The sequence below is a fragment of the Methyloceanibacter caenitepidi genome (assembly GCF_000828475.1).
Classification (GTDB): domain Bacteria; phylum Pseudomonadota; class Alphaproteobacteria; order Rhizobiales; family Methyloligellaceae; genus Methyloceanibacter; species Methyloceanibacter caenitepidi.
In genome coordinates this window covers 2,685,667-2,700,090 of the sequence record NZ_AP014648.1, presented here as the reverse complement: position 1 = coordinate 2,700,090, position 14,424 = coordinate 2,685,667, and the positions used below count along the sequence as shown (strand labels likewise).

Here is a 14,424-nt window from a genome sequence, read left to right as displayed (position 1 = left end):
GTGTTTTGCATTCAGGCGGCAAGCCGCATGCGGCCGTGGCGAAACAGGGGACTGGGCTGTTCCGGCCGCCGCCTTGCAGCCTTTAACCGGCCACTAACCATACGAAGTTTTGCCGACCTTCATCGTTAAGAGACGTTTAGGGGCGGGCTCTATCTTTGGGGGGTGAGGCCTGGTTTCGTGACGGGATTTTGGACGAAACCGGCGCTCGATCCATTGAGGGAGTAACTAATGCGTACGGGATTTTACCGGGCGATCGCCTTTTCCGCAGCTCTTGGCATTTTTGCAATGGCCTCCGTGCCTGCCAGCGCGCAGGACTACGGCCTCTACGACAGCACGTCGTACTACGGCTCGAGCGCGATGGGCTCTGACTCGACATTCGAGGGGTGGTGGCTTGGCGCTACGATCGGCGGTTCCACCGTCAGCTACAGCACCTCGCCCGGTTCGGTCGATTCGGACGGCTTTATCGGCGGTGTCATCGGCGGTTTCAGCTGGCAGCACGGCCCGTTCGTGATCGGCCTCGAAGGCGATTACATGGGCGCCGATATTGAAGGCGGCGGCAGCATCAACAACGGAGCCAACAAGGCCAAGATCGGCTTCGACAATCTGGCCGATTTGCGCATGCGCTTGGGCTACACCATCACGCCGAACCTGCTGCTGTTCGGTACCTTGGGCGGCGCGTGGGCCGGCGCCGATGTCTATATGAGCGGGCCGGGCGGCGGCTTTCGCGAAACCTCGTTCACCGGTTGGAGCGCCGGCGGCGGCGCCGAATACGCCTTTCAGAAAGATTGGAGCCTGCGCTTGGATTATCAGTTCACGGATTTCGGCGAAGAGTCCGTCAAATTCCAGGGTGGCAACAAGCAGACCTTCGATCCGGACTCGAACTCGTTCCGCGGCTCGGTCATCTATCGCTTCTAGAGACCGGCACCGTGATGCGCTGAAGCGGGCATAACCGTTTCTGGTCAATGTTCGCCCCGCATGCCCGCGGCTCCAGGTCCGTACTGAAGCATATCCGCACGTCGAAGAGATTGCCGCGCCGGCAGGTCACCGCGATCATGTCCGGCTGCAGCCAGTCGTTGACGGCCTGGAATTCGCTTTCGATCTTTTCGGGCGACAGGAAGAGCTGTGTCTGTGGGTCGTCGAGCGCGGCCGGTATCGTGACCTGTTCGTAGGCCTTTCGTGCTTTCGCGAAGTAGGCCGACGGCGAGAGCCCGGTGCACGTGCCATGCGTCTTGTACTCGTGGATGACGACTTCCTTGTCGGGCATGATGCCCTGCATCTCCTGGATCACGTCCGACGAAATCCATGGGCGTTCGCCGTGGTAGCAGTCTTCTGGCCATCCGAGATCGTATTGCGGCCAGAGCCCGTGCAAGACGAAGTCGGCTTGGCGGTCCGGGTCGCACTGTACGTCGCCGCGCTCGTGGCCTTCGGTGAGGCAATGGGTCGGCGACCAGCTCAGCACGAGAGCATAGTAATCGACGTCGCCGGGTTCGGCGTGGCGGTAAGCGTGCGGCTCGGGGCCCTTGTCGGCGAGCCCAGGCGCGACGCCGAGTAGCAACATCGCGAGCGCGGAGAGCGCTGTGCTACGCGGCGGCATCGGCGGCTCCGAGCGCAGCCAGGATACGCACCCAGCTCCGCGCGCCCTTTTCGAAACTTGAGAGATTGTATTTCTCGTTCGGCGAATGAATCGCGTCGTCCTCCAAGGCGAAGCCCACCAGCAGCGCATCCATGCCGAGCCGCGTCCTAAACGCCTCGACAATCGGAATGGAGGCGCCGCAGCCGACGATCACCGGCGCCTTGCCCCATTCGGCCTCCAGCGCTTGCGCCGTCGCACGAAAGGCCGGTGCGCCCGTGTCGAAGCCGACGGCCGGGGATCCGCCTTCGCCTTTGTAAGTGACGTCGACATCGGCGGGCAGGCGTGACGCGATGTACTGGTGGAGGCCTTCGATAACCTTGCTCGGTTCTTGGCCCGGCACGAGCCGGAAGGAGAACTTCGCCGACGCTTCCGCGGGAATGACCGTCTTGGTCCCGGGGCCCGTGTAGCCGCCGACGATTCCGTTTACCTCGATGGTCGGCCGGCTCCAAAGCTGCTCGACGACGCTTCGGTCCGTTTCTCCCGCCGGCACGCTCAAGCCGACTTCGCCGAGGAAAGCTTTTCCGTCGAAATTGAGCGCGCGCCAGGCATCGCGTTGCTCGGGCGAGGGATCCGACACGCCGTCGTAGAAGTCGGGGATGGTGATGCGGCCGTTCTCGTCGTGCAGCCCTGCGATCAACTCGGCCAGAACACGAATGGGGTTTTGAGCGGGGCCGCCGTAGATGCCCGAATGCAGATCGCGCGACGGCCCATGCAAGGTGACTTCGGAAAACGCCAAGCCGCGTAGGAAGGCCGTGATCGCCGGCGTCTCGGCGTCCCATTGGCCCGTGTCGCACACGAGCGCGATGTCGGCCTTGAGAGACTCTCCATGCGCTTGAAGAAACGGTTCGAGGCTGGGACTTCCGGATTCCTCCTCACCCTCGAGCAGGATCGTGACATCCACGGGGAGCGCACCGGTCGCTGCCATCCACGCACGGCAGGCTTCGACGAAGGTCATGACCTGACCTTTGTCGTCCGAGGCGCCGCGCGCCACGATGATCTTGCCGTGGGTAGGGTCGTCGACAATCTGCGCGTCGAAGGGCGGCGCGTTCCAGGCGTCCAACGGATCCGGCGGCTGCACGTCGTAGTGACCGTAGAAGAGGACATGCGGGCGCGGTTGGCCGTTCGTTTCGCCGCGCAACCGGGCCACGACCATGGGCTTGCCGTCGGTCGGCTCGACGCCGGCCTCGAAGCCGATGCCGCGCAGCGTCTCGGCGCACCAGCCGGCTGCCTCAAGGCAGGCGTCGTGATAGGCCGGGTCGGTCGAAATGCTGGGGATGGCCAGGAACGCGGTGAGCCGGGCGAGCGCAGCAGCCCGATCTTTCTCGAGCGTGTCGAGAACGCTGTCGGGCGCAAGGTCCGCCCCGCGTCGCGTCACGCCGTTGTCCTGCACCGTCATGAACTCGCTCGTCTTCGATCTGGCCGTCTTGTTCTCTTCGGCCGTTTTGGCTCGATCGGCCAACAAAAACCCGCCGGCGACATTAGCGTCCAATGACGCCAGAGTCGCGGCGGGCAAACAACCTCAACTATTCGGGACGTTATTCTCCGAGCTGGACATTGATTGCCTGGGGCCCCTTGCCCCGGCGGTCCGGCTCCGTCTCGAACGAGACCCGTGCCCCTTCGTCGAGCGCCGGCAGTCCGGACCGTTGCAGAGAAGAGATATGCAGGAACACATCTTTTCCGCCGTCGTCCGGCGTAATAAAGCCGAAGCCTCGCGTGTGATTGAAAAACTTGACCGTACCGGTCTGACGCATGGGAAGCTCCTTTCCCCCTCCAATAGGTCCCGCGCGCGCGGGAAATATAGGCAAGTCTAGGAAACGGGAAAAGAAACCACGTCACTTCCCAAGGAGCGTGAGCGGCCAGCCTCAACCCTGGTTCGCAGTCTGCCCAATAAAGCGCCTCACTCTAGTTGTGTCTGCTAGTCATGCGCAAGACCCCAAGTGGGTGTTGCGACAGGCTAAGGCAGTACAAATGAGGCGTTTAGTTGGGGTACGGCGATTGGTTCGGCGGTCCGTTGAGCTCGTAGCCACCGGCGCCGTAATCGAAGCCAGGCGCTTCGACGGCCGGCTCCGGCATTTCCGGTGTGCCCCAGACATCGCTCAAGGTCCAGGAGGTGCCGCCAATGGCCGGTCCACGATGAGGCTTCTGGAAGATGCCGCCGGAGCGTTCGCCGCTGGCGTTGTTCTGGGCTTCGGCCGTCTCGACGGAAAGGCCAATTGAGGTCGCGACGATAAGGGTCGCGAGGGGAAGCGCTCTGAAGAACGCCGCTAGCGTGAGCATTTAGGTAGCCTCCGGTCGGGCCGGGCCCGTTTGGCCCGTCGTTCGATTCCTCACAGTATTTGGTTCGGGCGTCACTTGCACGCACGTTCGAAGACAATATCTTCGAAAAGCTTTCGAAATCGGACTATGCAGGCTTTTTCGGCCCGTGCCTGTGGCATCCGGGCAACGGTCGGAATTGTTCTGCGTTTTGCGCCCCGGCCGCCCAACGAAAAAAGGGACGCCCGGTGTCGCCAGGCGTCCCTCTCAACATGTGATTCCGCCTTTCGGCGGGAGATCTGGCCGACCCGCTAATTCACCCGGGTGAGGCTCACTTTGGCGGTGCCCGAGCTGATCATGCCGAGCTGCGCGGCGGCGGCTTTCGACACGTCGATGATCCGGCCGCCGGTAAAGGGGCCGCGGTCATTGATCCGCACGACCACGGAGCGGCCGTTGTGAAGGTTCTTCACGCGCACCTTGGTGCCGAAGGGCAGGGAGCGGTGGGCGGCGGTGAGAGCGTTGGGATTCATGCGCTCGCCGCTCGCCGTCATTGAGTGGAGGGCGTACCACGAAGCGTTGCCCACCTGGGCGGCGTTCGCGGCGTTGAGCGGCAGCAGAAATACCGCCGAAAGAAGTCCCACCAACCACAGTCTTACGCGCATTTTCAACATGCGTTTCTCTCTCCTTCAATCTTGGGAGGGGGTTCGAGCTTTAGGTCTCGCTTATGCGCGAGCCAGCAGTGCTCGATCTGCGGGGTCTGGAATTTATGGAAGAAGGCGGCGGAAAGCTGGCGGCCACGCGGTCTTTGGAAGGCCATTTGCTGACGGCGCGGCCACGCTTTTGCCAGATATTACAAAAGCTTATCTTTTTGTGCCAGATTGTGCCGGCGCGATGGGGGAAAGCATTGCGGCGCAAGACCCTAGCGAGGCGACAAGTTTCGCGGCGAGACGGCCGTTCTTGTAGCCGGCAAGTCTCGACGATATCTGCCGTCAGTTTAGGCTATCCGAATCCGTGCCCAAATCATTGACTTACATCACCTAAAGCTTGCCCTTTTTAGTCCTCATTGTAACACTCTTATGTACAAACAGATTCCAATGGGGAAAGCCAAGGACGCTTGAGAGATGGAACAAGAGAAGAGGGTGCCTGAAGGTCAGGAAAGTCAGTATATGGCTGGGGACGGCAATGGGCTGGAGCCGATGACTGTGACGCAGGCAACTTACCTCAAGACACTCGCGGACCAGATGCACGATCCGAAGGCCTTTGAGCATGGTCTCAGCCGCAGCGAGGCTTCTCGGCGCATCGACGTGCTGCGAGAGAAAATCAGGATTTGGGAGCTGCCGCCGCACACCGACTAGCATCGGTTCTTGCGGAGCACTTGCCTACAAACGGCGGCGCGCATCACACGCGCCTCCCGTGCTTTTTCCAGACGCGGCTGCATTGCGGCCGGGCCATTCAACAATGGCATGACACGCGTTTGCCGATCTGTTCGAACTCATTCCTCTTAACTTGACGGATGCCGCCCGACTGGGTTCAGTGGCGCGCATGTCTACATACCCCCCGACTCGCGTCATTCGATTCTCAGTGCTTGCTGGCCTGTGTGCGGCGGTGCTGTTCGGTTCCGCTACATCCGCGCATGCGGTGCAATGCCCCGGCCCTGCGGGATTCAATAAGTGGCTGCAAGGCTTCAAACAGCGGGCCATTGCCGAAGGCGTCTCACCACAGACCGTGAACAGCGCTCTGAACGGTGTTACCTACGATCCGCGGGTTGTCGCGAAAGACCGCGCCCAGGGCGTGTTCGCGCAAGACTATCTCACCTTCCAGAACCGGATGGTGAACAAGAACCGTTTGGCGTCGGGTCGGGCGCGGCTTCAGAAATACGCGCCGATCTTTGAGAAGATCGAACAGCAATACGGCGTACCCGGCCCGGTGCTGGTGGCCTATTGGGGGCTCGAGACCGACTTCGGCGCGTTCATGGGCAACATGGACAGTATCCGTTCGCTGGCGACGCTGAGTTACGACTGCCGCCGGTCCGAGGAATTCAGCGCGCAGCTCCTGGACGCTTTGAAGGTGCTCGACCGGGGCGATCTTCAGCGCTCACAGATGAAGGGACCCACCCATGGCGAGGTGGGGCAGTTCCAGTTCCAGCCCAGCACCTATTACAACTTCGCCGTCGACTACGATGGCGACGGGCGCCGCGACCTCGTGCGCAGCGTGCCGGACTCGCTCGCCTCGGCGGCGAACTACATCGCTTCGAAAGGCTGGCAGGCCGGGCAGCCGTGGCTGGAAGAAGTGATCGTGCCGCAGAACCTGCCGTGGGATCAGGCCGACGTCACCATTCAGCGGCCGCGCCTGTTCTGGTCTCAATACGGGGTGAAGTACCGCAACGGACAGCCCGTGCCCGCGGACGCCATGCCTGCGGCGCTGCTGCTGCCGATGGGGCGCGACGGGCCGGCGTTTCTCGCCTATCCCAACTTCATCAATGTCTATCTCGACTGGAACAACTCGCTGGTCTACTCGACGGCCGCCGGCTACTTCGCCACGCGGTTAGCGGGCGCGCCTCCGCTTCGCACCGGCAACCCCGAACCTTTCAGCGCCGAGGAGACCAAGCAGCTGCAGCGGCTGCTCGTGCAGCGCGGCTATGATGTCGGCAAGGTGGACGGCGTGATCGGCGCGGCGACGCGGGATTCGATCCGCGCGATGCAGCTTCAGTACGGCTTGCCCGCGGACGGCTATCCGAGCCACGCCCTGCTGCGGAAGATGCAGGCCGGCGGTTAGGCATACGGGCCCGCGGTTTGCGCGGGTCCAGTCCTTCCTTACGTCACGCGCCGCCAGATGAGGCGATCGACCGAGATCGCCCCGGGCCCGCGCGCGACGAGGAGGAACAGCAGCGCGAACCACAGGATGTGGTCGGGCCAGCCCTGCGGATAAACGAAGATCTGGATGACGGCGACCATGCCGATAAAGGCCAGCGCCGTGAGGCGTGTGGCCAAACCGATCGCCAGCAGAACGGCGCCGATGAGTTCCTGATAGGTGGCGATATAGGCCAAGATTTCCGGCGGAATGACGGGCACTCTGTATTCCTCTTTGAAGAGGAAGAACGTGGCGCTCCTCACCTGGAAGGTCTCGTCTACCTTGGTGAGACCCGATCGCCAGAACACGGACGCCGCGGAGAGGCGCGCGACCAGCGCGACGAGACTGTACGGAATACCTTCGGCCAAGCGCCGGCCGGTCTCCAATAATCTGACGAGTGCGGACATTTCGACTCCCCCGCTGCCGGTTTTCATCTGCAGCCAAGCTAGCCGAGCTTGTCGTCACGTGAGGCTCATATCTCCTCACAAGCGCTTGACCGCTTCGCGAGGTCACGCACGCGAAAAAGCCCGGCGCGAAGGCCGAGCTTTTCGACGCAAAACTATCGCTTTCCGGTCTCGGGGACGTGTCCGCATCGGAGGGCGCGGACGGGGGGAGGCGAAACCGGAAAAGCTTATGACGACATCGGACTACTTGTACGGCACCGGGGCAGGAGGAAGCTCCGTGACGACGGCAGACTGATGCATGTGGAAGCACCCGCCCAGAGCGAGTGTCGCGGAAATGACCGCAAGTGCGATGATGGTGCGCATAACTGATTCCCTCTACGCGTTGCGTACTCAAATCGGTACGCAACCACTTTCGCTTCATAGGCTTGAGAAAGCGTTAAAGGGCGGCTCGGTTTGGAACGGCTGGTATTCGCGCTTTTCGTTGTCCCAAATAACCGAGAAGCCCGGCGCGAACGCCAGGCTTCCGGGTCGATAGGCTGCCCCTCGCTTGTGCCACGAGGAGCGGGGTTGAAAGATCCATGTCCTCGGGAAGCGTTCGCGGAACTCCCAGGACATGCGGCAGGAGACGTAAAGCGCGGTCGATCTTTCCACCCAGGACGAATTCTAGCGCGGTGGACAGGCGCCGGCCTTGCGTTGGATCAAGTGCAGGCCTCTGGAAGTTCCGACGTCTGTCAGAAAACGCCTAAGTCCGGTTTGTTTTGAATGTCCGCGTGCCCGGTTTGCCGGAGCGGGAGCGGGGTTTGGGCTTCCGCAGCGGGATCTCGCGATTGTGCGGTCCCATCTCGTCGAGGCTCGGCTTGTGCGGGCGGGAGACGTCGACCGACGACGCGGAGCGTTCCAATTCCGATTGCCGCGCGAGCGGATCGTTGGCAATGGCGAGCTCCATCTGGCGCAAGCGCTTGACCTCGTCGCGGAGGCGCGCGGCCTCTTCGAATTCGAGATCGGCGGCGGCAGCGCGCATGCGCTTCTCCATGTCCTCGATGACGCTTTCGATATTGTGGCCGACCGTGCCGCCGATCGGCGTCTGGCCGTCCTCCGCGAAGCCGGCGCCCGCGTCCACCAGTACGTGGTCGCGCTCGTACACGCTTTGCAGGATGTCGCCGATGTTCTTCTTCACGCTTTCCGGCGTGATGCCGTTGGCCTCGTTCCAGGCCACCTGCTTCTCGCGCCGCCGCGTGGTCTCGGCGATGGCGCGCTCCATGGAACCGGTCATGCCGTCCGCGTAAAGGATCACCTTGCCGTCCACGTTACGGGCGGCGCGGCCGATGGTCTGCACGAGCGACGTCTCGGAACGCAGGAAGCCCTCCTTGTCCGCATCCAGAATGGCGACGAGCGCACATTCGGGAATGTCTAGCCCTTCGCGCAGCAGGTTGATGCCGATCAGCACGTCGAAGGCGCCGAGCCGAAGATCGCGGATGATCTCGATGCGCTCCAGCGTTTCCACGTCCGAATGCATGTAGCGGACACGCAGGCCCTGCTCGTGCATGTACTCGGTCAGGTCCTCTGCCATGCGTTTCGTCAGTGTGGTGACGAGCACGCGATAGCCGGCGGCCACCACTTTGCGGGTCTCGTCGATGAGGTCGTCGACCTGCGTGGTGGCGGGGCGGATCTCGACCGGCGGGTCGACAAGTCCCGTGGGCCGGATGACCTGCTCGGCGAATACGCCGCCGGTCTGATCCAGCTCCCAGCCGCCAGGCGTGGCCGAGACATAGATCGTCTGCGGACGCATGGCGTCCCACTCCTCGAACCGCAAGGGACGATTGTCCATGCAGGAGGGCAGGCGGAAGCCGTATTCGGCGAGCGTAGACTTGCGCTTGTAGTCGCCCCGGAACATGGCCCCGATCTGAGGCACGGTGACATGGCTCTCGTCCACGAAGACGAGCGCGTTGTCGGGCAGGTATTCGAACAGGGTCGGGGGTGGCTCGCCGGGTTTGCGTCCGGTGAGGTAGCGCGAATAATTCTCGATGCCCGCGCACGAACCCGTCGCCTCGATCATCTCCAGATCGAACAGGGTGCGCTGCTCCAGGCGCTGTGCCTCCAAGAGCCGCCCGGCGCCGTTCAACTCGTTCAGGCGCTGTTTGAGCTCCTCCTTGATGCCGCGCACCGCCTGTTTCAGCGTGGGCTTGGGCGTCACGTAGTGCGAGTTCGCGTAGATCTTTACGATGGCGAATTCGTCGGTCTTGGCGCCGGTCAGGGGATCGAATTCCACGATGGACTCGATCTCGTCGCCGAACAGCGAGATACGCCACGCCCGGTCGTCCAGATGGGCCGGCCACAGCTCGATCGTGTCGCCGCGCACGCGGAACGACCCGCGCGCGAAGTTCACGTCGTTGCGCCGGTATTGCAGCGCCACGAGGTCGGCCATCAGCTGCCGCTGCTCGATGCGGTCGCCGCGTTTCAGGCTGAACGTCATGGCCGTGTAGGTCTCGACCGAGCCGATACCGTAGATGCAGGACACGCTGGCGACGATCACCACGTCGTCCCGCTCCATGACCGCGCGCGTGGCCGCATGGCGCATGCGGTCGATCTGCTCGTTGATGGACGAGTCCTTCTCGATATAGGTGTCCGTGCGCGGGATATAGGCTTCCGGCTGGTAGTAGTCGTAATAGGAGACGAAATACTCCACCGCGTTGTCCGGGAAGAAGCTCTTGAACTCGCCGTAGAGCTGGGCGGCCAGCGTCTTGTTGGGCGCCAGAATGAGGGCGGGGCGCTGGGTGCGCGCGATGACCTGGGCCATGGTGAAGGTCTTGCCAGAGCCGGTGACCCCGAGCAGCACCTGGTCGCGCTCTTGGGCGTTGGCCTGGGCCACCAGTTCGGCGATGGCCTGGGGCTGATCGCCTTTCGGCTCCATCTCCGTCTGGAGTTTGAGCTCGATGCCGCCTTCGGATTTCTTCGGGCGCGCGGGCCGATGAGGCGTGAAGGCCATGGCCGCGCCTGTCACGAGCGGATGGTCCTGGATCAGGGGCTGGGGCGCTTCGCCGAAACCGGGCTCGCGCCGGTCGCCGGACAGGGGCATGCCGGCGGCTTCGCCGGTGACGGCACGAGGCTCAGCGCGGGATCCGAAAGTCTTGGGTGGGCGAGGAGGCATGCTCGCGAATATGGCGACCGGGACGGGCGTTGGCTAGGGGCGAGAGGTCGCTCTTCGGACGGGGCCTAGGTGCGCCGTGAAGCGCGCTCGTCGCGGTGCGTCGCCATGCCAGTTCTGATGATTGTCTTCATGGTTTCTTGGGCAGGATGTGCACACAGTGAGGGCGTGGAACTCATGAGAAAGGTGCTTCAGATGACGCGTCGGACGTACTTGTTGGCCGGAGTCGCCGTTTTGGCCCTGTGTGCTCCGTCTGTTGCGAAGGAGCAGCCCGCGCCGGGCGAGCCCGTGACCTGGCACGCCACCAGCAACACGGCAGAGTCCATCACGGGAGACGTGGTGTATCTCCCCAACAGCCTAACGTTCGCCAACGGTACCGCGCTGACGATGACCGCCGTGGCCAATGCGCCGGCGCCTTGGGCCGTGTTCGCTAGCGGTTCGGGTGGCGATGGGGAAATCTACAAGCTCGAGAGCCCCGCCGATCCGGAACTTCTCAATGGCAACAAGCTCTGCGGCATGCCCGGCCAGCCCGTGACCTATGTGATGATCGCCCCCAATCCGAAAGGCGATGAGATGGTATTGGGGGTCTTCACGGGCGAAGACGCGCCGACGGCCGAATCCGACCCATGCGCGACGTACAGCTACGAACTCTGACGCGTTCGTTGGACAGCGTTATCCCGACAGGAGCCCGTTCGAGAATTGGCGGAAGTCGGCCGCAGTTCTAGCCCTCCAGCTCCTGACGGACCTGCGCGTAGCTGATCATGGCGAAGAGGACGGTGCCGCCCGCCACGTTGCCCAGCAGCGTTGGTATGAAGAAGCCGCCGAACGCTTGCCAAACGCTGGTCTCGCCGATGAGGACCATATAGATCGCCTCTACCGAGCCGGCGATGATGTGGGTGAAATCGCCGAGCGCGATGATGTAGGTGATCAGGGTGATGATGAATATCTCGGTCCCTTCGGCGGAGGGCAGCATCCACACGAGCGCGGCGATCAGCCAGCCGGCCACAATGCCCTTCATGAACATTTCCGTCGGGCTGTTGGCCATCAGATGCCGTCCGATCTCGGTGATCGCGTGTTGCGTCGTGTCGGAGAACGCGCCCGAATAGGCAAGGAAGGCGGCGAATAGGAAGCAGCCGACCAAATTGCCGCCAAGGACGATGGCCCACAGGCGAAGAACGTCCCACACGGCGCTCCAATCCTTTCGCACCATGACGGGTAGGACTGCGGTCAGCGTGTTCTCGGTGAAGAGCTGCTGCCGGGCCAGGATCACGATCAGGAAGCCGACGCAGTAACCGAAATCGGCGATGATCGCTGCGCTGGGGAAGGGCTGCAGATACGCTTCAAGCAGCGCTTGGGACAGCACGGAAAAGCCGATCGACAGGCCGGCGGCGAGAGCCGACCACCACAGCGCAGCGAACCTGCGAGACAGTTCCGCTTCGCCTTCCAGGCGTATGATCTCGTACACCACGGCGGCGCGAAGGCGGCGGCGTTCCTTCGCCTCCTTGCTCTCCCGGCGTGTCAGTCCTTCTTGCGGCTTGGGTTCGTTTGAGCTTGAACCTTTTTCGGCCATAGGTTTCTGTGTCCCGAATCGCTTTGCGTGCCGCCGAAGTCTAGCGGACATCGCCAGACGCGCCCAACACTGCCGACGCCAGGATTGCCGCCTCATGGTAGACGACGCTCCCCCGATCGCCTTTCTCAGCTTGATGCGCGACACGCCCCTGTGGGTGATTGGGGTTGTCGTGACTGTCGTCGTGGTCGGCTATGCGGTCGGCCTGATGCTCCTCACGCGGTATCGGTACGGTGCGGACCGCCTGAAGGAGAACAACGAGGTCGCGGGCTTCAAATACGCCGTGGTCGGCGTTTTGTATGCCGTGCTGCTCGCTTTCGTCGTGATCGCGGTCTGGGAGGATTACAGCCATACCGAGGACTCGGTCCGGGACGAGGCCAAAGCCGCCATCGACCTGTATCACGTCGCGTTGGCGTTGCCGGACGAGGGCAGCAATGTCCGTGAGGCCGTTCTGCGGTACACGAAGAGCGTCTACGACAATTCGTGGGATTCCATGGCCCTCGGCGGACGAAGCGAGGTCGTTGGCCGCAACCTCGTAGCGCTCAATCAGGCGATACTCGATCTGGAACCCTCGAGCCGTAAGGAGCAGGTGCTGTTCCAGCAGGCGATCAACCTGCTTACGCTGATCACGGACAACCGCAACGAACGGCTGGACAGCGCGAACGGTTCGGTGCCGGGGGTGCTCTGGTTCGTGCTTATCGTGGGCGGCATGATCACGGTCGGCTATCCCGCGTTTTTTGCCTCGTACAATCTGTATGCCCAGGTGCTCATGACTGCGTCGTTGTCGGCGCTGCTGGCGTTGACGCTGTTTCTCGGGATCGCCTTCGACTTTCCGTTCACGGGCGATCCGCACATTTCAAAAGGGCCGTTCGCCGACGCATTGCTGCAGATGAACTAAGGCCATGGCGTGCGCCGGTTGGAGCGTGCGCAGGAAAAGCCGTGTACGGTTCAACCGGTCGGCGCAGGGGTTTTGAGGACGTCCCGCACTGCAATAAGAACGCGGCGCTTTCTACGGACAAGGCGAATCGGTTGATGACCGTGAGGCACGAACGGCTGTATTGTGAAGCGCGCTGTGAAAGATTCGCGTGTTGCAGTTCAACGGTGTGATCTGTTGAATTGCCACAATGCGCATTATATGTGCGTATACCAAATAAAAAGAGTTCACTTGCCATGTGGTGCGGCAAGCCTGGAGCACTAGTGAAGCGTAATCTGGAGTACGCGTCCTCGTGAACGGGTCGCTGAGCGACACCAAACAGCATCGGAGCAAACCAATGGCTACGAGAACAACTGGGAAGAAACGTACAGCGAGTAAGAAGACACCAGCCCGCCGGACGGCGGCACGGCGAACGGCGGCGCGTCGGCCGGCCGCGCGCAAGACGGCAGCCCGGAAGACGGCTGCCCGCAAGACGACCGCGCGTAAGACTGCCGCTCGTAAGACGGCGCGCAAATCGACGGCGCGGAAGAGCACGGCCCGGAAGACGGCGGCTCGGAAAAGCCCGGCGCGCAAGACCGCTGCTCGTAAGACGGCAGCACGGAAGACCGCTCGGAAGTCGACGGCACGTAAGAGTGCGGCTCGGAAGACGGCGGCCCGGAAGAGCCCCGCGCGCAAGACTGCGGCTCGCAAAACCGCAGCGCGGAAGACCGCACGGAAGTCGACGGCACGTAAGAGTGCGGCTCGGAAGACAGCGGCCCGCAGAAGCCCCGCCCGCAAGACAGCTGCTCGCAAGACAGCGGCGCGGAAATCGACGGCCCGCAAATCCACGGCCCGCAAGTCTGCTGCGCGCAAGTCCACCGCTCGCAAGTCGACGGCTCGGAAGAGCGCGGCCCGGCGGGGCACGGCTCGGAAGTCTGCGGCGAAGAAATCCGCAGCCAAGAAATCGGCGCGAAAGGCGTCTGCCCGAAAAGCGCCAGCTAAGAAAAGAACAGCTGCCAAGAAGAAGACTGCAGCCAGGAAGCCGGCGGTAAAGAAGTCGGCTGCGAAGAAAAAGACAGCGGCCCGGAAGACGGCGGCCAAGAAGACCGTCGCCAAGAAGAAAACGGTCGCGAAGAAAGCGGCGCCGAAAAAGGCGGCTGCGAAGAAAGCCGCCCCGAAAAAGGCCGCCCCGAAGAAGGCCGCCCCGAAGAAGGTCGAGACGAAGAAGGTCGAGCCGAAGACCGTGGCACCCACGCCAAAGCCTGTCGCGTCTCCGGCGCCAAGGCCGCCTGTGGCCCAGCCGGCACAACGGCCGCCATTGGCTCAGCCCTCGCCGTCGCCGGCACGTCCGTCGTCGCCAGGCGCCGGCGGTACGCCTCCGCGGCACGTGAGCCCCGGAAGCGCAATACCCGGCTATCAGCCTCCGCGGCCACCAATGCCTGGAAGCACGCCGGGGCCAACGCCCACGCCGATGCCCTACCGGCCTTCGTGGGCGCGGGACGACGACTAGAGCGGCTGTGGATGAAAACACGAAGGGCCAGCAGCGATGCTGGCCCTTCTTATTTTGTGCGCCCTCGCGTTTCGTGCGCTCTCAAGCCGTTGCGGCATCCCAAGGGGGCACGTGCGCGGCCGGTCTTTGCCCGCCGCAAGGCCCAGCCG

General features: G+C 63.0%; 13 protein-coding genes and 1 pseudogene. 6 read left to right on the top strand and 8 right to left on the bottom strand.

Going from position 1 to position 14,424, the window contains the following annotated elements; all coding sequences use genetic code 11:
* Positions 1-228: 228 nt before the first annotated feature.
* Positions 229-915, top strand: a complete 687-nt coding sequence (locus GL4_RS16880) for an outer membrane protein (protein ID WP_052464496.1) — start codon at positions 229-231, stop codon at positions 913-915.
* Here the strand turns inward: GL4_RS16880 and GL4_RS12785 are convergent.
* The 5 genes from GL4_RS12785 to GL4_RS12765 form a co-directional block, all read right to left on the bottom strand.
* Positions 899-1,594 (bottom strand): ribonuclease T2 family protein, encoded by a 696-nt coding sequence (locus tag GL4_RS12785; protein ID WP_052464495.1) that lies wholly within the window; start codon positions 1,592-1,594, stop codon positions 899-901. The two genes, GL4_RS16880 and GL4_RS12785, sit on opposite strands and share 17 nt — an antisense overlap.
* A complete protein-coding gene (locus GL4_RS12780) occupies positions 1,581-3,029 on the bottom strand; it encodes a M20/M25/M40 family metallo-hydrolase (protein ID WP_045370113.1) in 1,449 nt (482 codons plus the stop codon). The genes GL4_RS12785 and GL4_RS12780 overlap by 14 nt, the downstream gene beginning before the upstream one ends.
* Positions 3,030-3,168: 139 nt before the next feature.
* A complete protein-coding gene (locus tag GL4_RS12775; RefSeq protein WP_045368101.1) occupies positions 3,169-3,384 on the bottom strand; it encodes a cold-shock protein in 216 nt (71 codons plus the stop codon).
* A gap of 226 nt (positions 3,385-3,610) precedes the next feature.
* Entirely contained in the window at positions 3,611-3,910 is a 300-nt protein-coding gene (locus GL4_RS12770; RefSeq protein ID WP_045368100.1) for a hypothetical protein, read from the bottom strand.
* Between the two features lie 287 nt (positions 3,911-4,197).
* Positions 4,198-4,557 carry a septal ring lytic transglycosylase RlpA family protein gene (locus tag GL4_RS12765; protein WP_082025659.1) on the bottom strand — a complete coding sequence of 120 codons (360 nt, stop codon included), beginning with the start codon at positions 4,555-4,557 and terminating at the stop codon, positions 4,198-4,200.
* A gap of 450 nt (positions 4,558-5,007) precedes the next feature.
* Between GL4_RS12765 and GL4_RS12760 the strand changes: the two genes are divergently transcribed.
* Both GL4_RS12760 and GL4_RS12755 read left to right on the top strand, forming a co-directional pair.
* Positions 5,008-5,241: a DUF3072 domain-containing protein gene (locus GL4_RS12760; protein ID WP_045368099.1), complete on the top strand. Its 234-nt coding sequence runs from the start codon at positions 5,008-5,010 to the stop codon at positions 5,239-5,241.
* Positions 5,242-5,428: 187 nt separating this feature from the next.
* Complete coding sequence (locus GL4_RS12755) at positions 5,429-6,661, top strand: lytic murein transglycosylase (protein WP_045368098.1); 1,233 nt, start codon at positions 5,429-5,431, stop codon at positions 6,659-6,661.
* Positions 6,662-6,699: 38 nt separating this feature from the next.
* Here the strand turns inward: GL4_RS12755 and GL4_RS12750 are convergent, their stop codons facing one another.
* Together GL4_RS12750 and uvrB are read right to left on the bottom strand one after the other, a co-directional pair.
* Positions 6,700-7,143, bottom strand: a complete 444-nt coding sequence (locus tag GL4_RS12750; RefSeq protein ID WP_045368097.1) for a DoxX family protein — start codon at positions 7,141-7,143, stop codon at positions 6,700-6,702.
* Between the two features lie 892 nt (positions 7,144-8,035).
* Positions 8,036-10,120 (bottom strand): annotated as a pseudogene (gene uvrB / locus GL4_RS12745) (excinuclease ABC subunit UvrB); the annotation flags it as partial.
* A 360-nt stretch (positions 10,121-10,480) separates the two neighbouring features.
* Here uvrB and GL4_RS12740 point away from each other — a divergent pair.
* Positions 10,481-10,939, top strand: a complete 459-nt coding sequence (locus tag GL4_RS12740) for a hypothetical protein (RefSeq protein ID WP_156137595.1) — start codon at positions 10,481-10,483, stop codon at positions 10,937-10,939.
* 67 nt (positions 10,940-11,006) lie between these two features.
* Here the strand turns inward: GL4_RS12740 and GL4_RS12735 are convergent, their stop codons facing one another.
* The gene (locus GL4_RS12735) at positions 11,007-11,855 is read right to left on the bottom strand and encodes a formate/nitrite transporter family protein (RefSeq protein ID WP_052464493.1); all 849 of its coding nucleotides are present in this window, start codon (positions 11,853-11,855) and stop codon (positions 11,007-11,009) included.
* A 94-nt stretch (positions 11,856-11,949) separates the two neighbouring features.
* Between GL4_RS12735 and GL4_RS12730 the strand changes: the two genes are divergently transcribed.
* On the top strand, positions 11,950-12,750 hold the full coding sequence (locus GL4_RS12730) for a bestrophin-like domain (RefSeq protein WP_045368092.1): 801 nt from the start codon (positions 11,950-11,952) through the stop codon (positions 12,748-12,750).
* Between the two features lie 373 nt (positions 12,751-13,123).
* Positions 13,124-14,275 carry a histone H1-like repetitive region-containing protein gene (locus GL4_RS18255; protein ID WP_082025656.1) on the top strand — a complete coding sequence of 384 codons (1,152 nt, stop codon included), beginning with the start codon at positions 13,124-13,126 and terminating at the stop codon, positions 14,273-14,275.
* Positions 14,276-14,424 lie beyond the last annotated feature (149 nt).

Excerpts from the sequence above, each read along its gene's own strand:
- GL4_RS12785 (WP_052464495.1), bottom strand. The coding sequence starts at position 1,594 with ATGCCGCCGCGTAGCACAGCGCTCTCCGCGCTCGCGATGTTGCTACTC.
- GL4_RS12760 (WP_045368099.1), top strand. The coding sequence starts at position 5,008 with ATGGAACAAGAGAAGAGGGTGCCTGAAGGTCAGGAAAGTCAGTATATG.
- GL4_RS16880 (WP_052464496.1), top strand. The coding sequence starts at position 229 with ATGCGTACGGGATTTTACCGGGCGATCGCCTTTTCCGCAGCTCTTGGC.
- GL4_RS12765 (WP_082025659.1), bottom strand. The coding sequence starts at position 4,557 with ATGTTGAAAATGCGCGTAAGACTGTGGTTGGTGGGACTTCTTTCGGCG.
- GL4_RS12735 (WP_052464493.1), bottom strand. The coding sequence starts at position 11,855 with ATGGCCGAAAAAGGTTCAAGCTCAAACGAACCCAAGCCGCAAGAAGGA.
- GL4_RS12750 (WP_045368097.1), bottom strand. The coding sequence starts at position 7,143 with ATGTCCGCACTCGTCAGATTATTGGAGACCGGCCGGCGCTTGGCCGAA.
- GL4_RS12780 (WP_045370113.1), bottom strand. The coding sequence starts at position 3,029 with ATGACGGTGCAGGACAACGGCGTGACGCGACGCGGGGCGGACCTTGCG.
- GL4_RS12770 (WP_045368100.1), bottom strand. The coding sequence starts at position 3,910 with ATGCTCACGCTAGCGGCGTTCTTCAGAGCGCTTCCCCTCGCGACCCTT.
- GL4_RS12740 (WP_156137595.1), top strand. The coding sequence starts at position 10,481 with ATGACGCGTCGGACGTACTTGTTGGCCGGAGTCGCCGTTTTGGCCCTG.
- GL4_RS18255 (WP_082025656.1), top strand. The coding sequence starts at position 13,124 with ATGGCTACGAGAACAACTGGGAAGAAACGTACAGCGAGTAAGAAGACA.
- GL4_RS12730 (WP_045368092.1), top strand. The coding sequence starts at position 11,950 with ATGGTAGACGACGCTCCCCCGATCGCCTTTCTCAGCTTGATGCGCGAC.
- GL4_RS12755 (WP_045368098.1), top strand. The coding sequence starts at position 5,429 with ATGTCTACATACCCCCCGACTCGCGTCATTCGATTCTCAGTGCTTGCT.
- GL4_RS12775 (WP_045368101.1), bottom strand. The coding sequence starts at position 3,384 with ATGCGTCAGACCGGTACGGTCAAGTTTTTCAATCACACGCGAGGCTTC.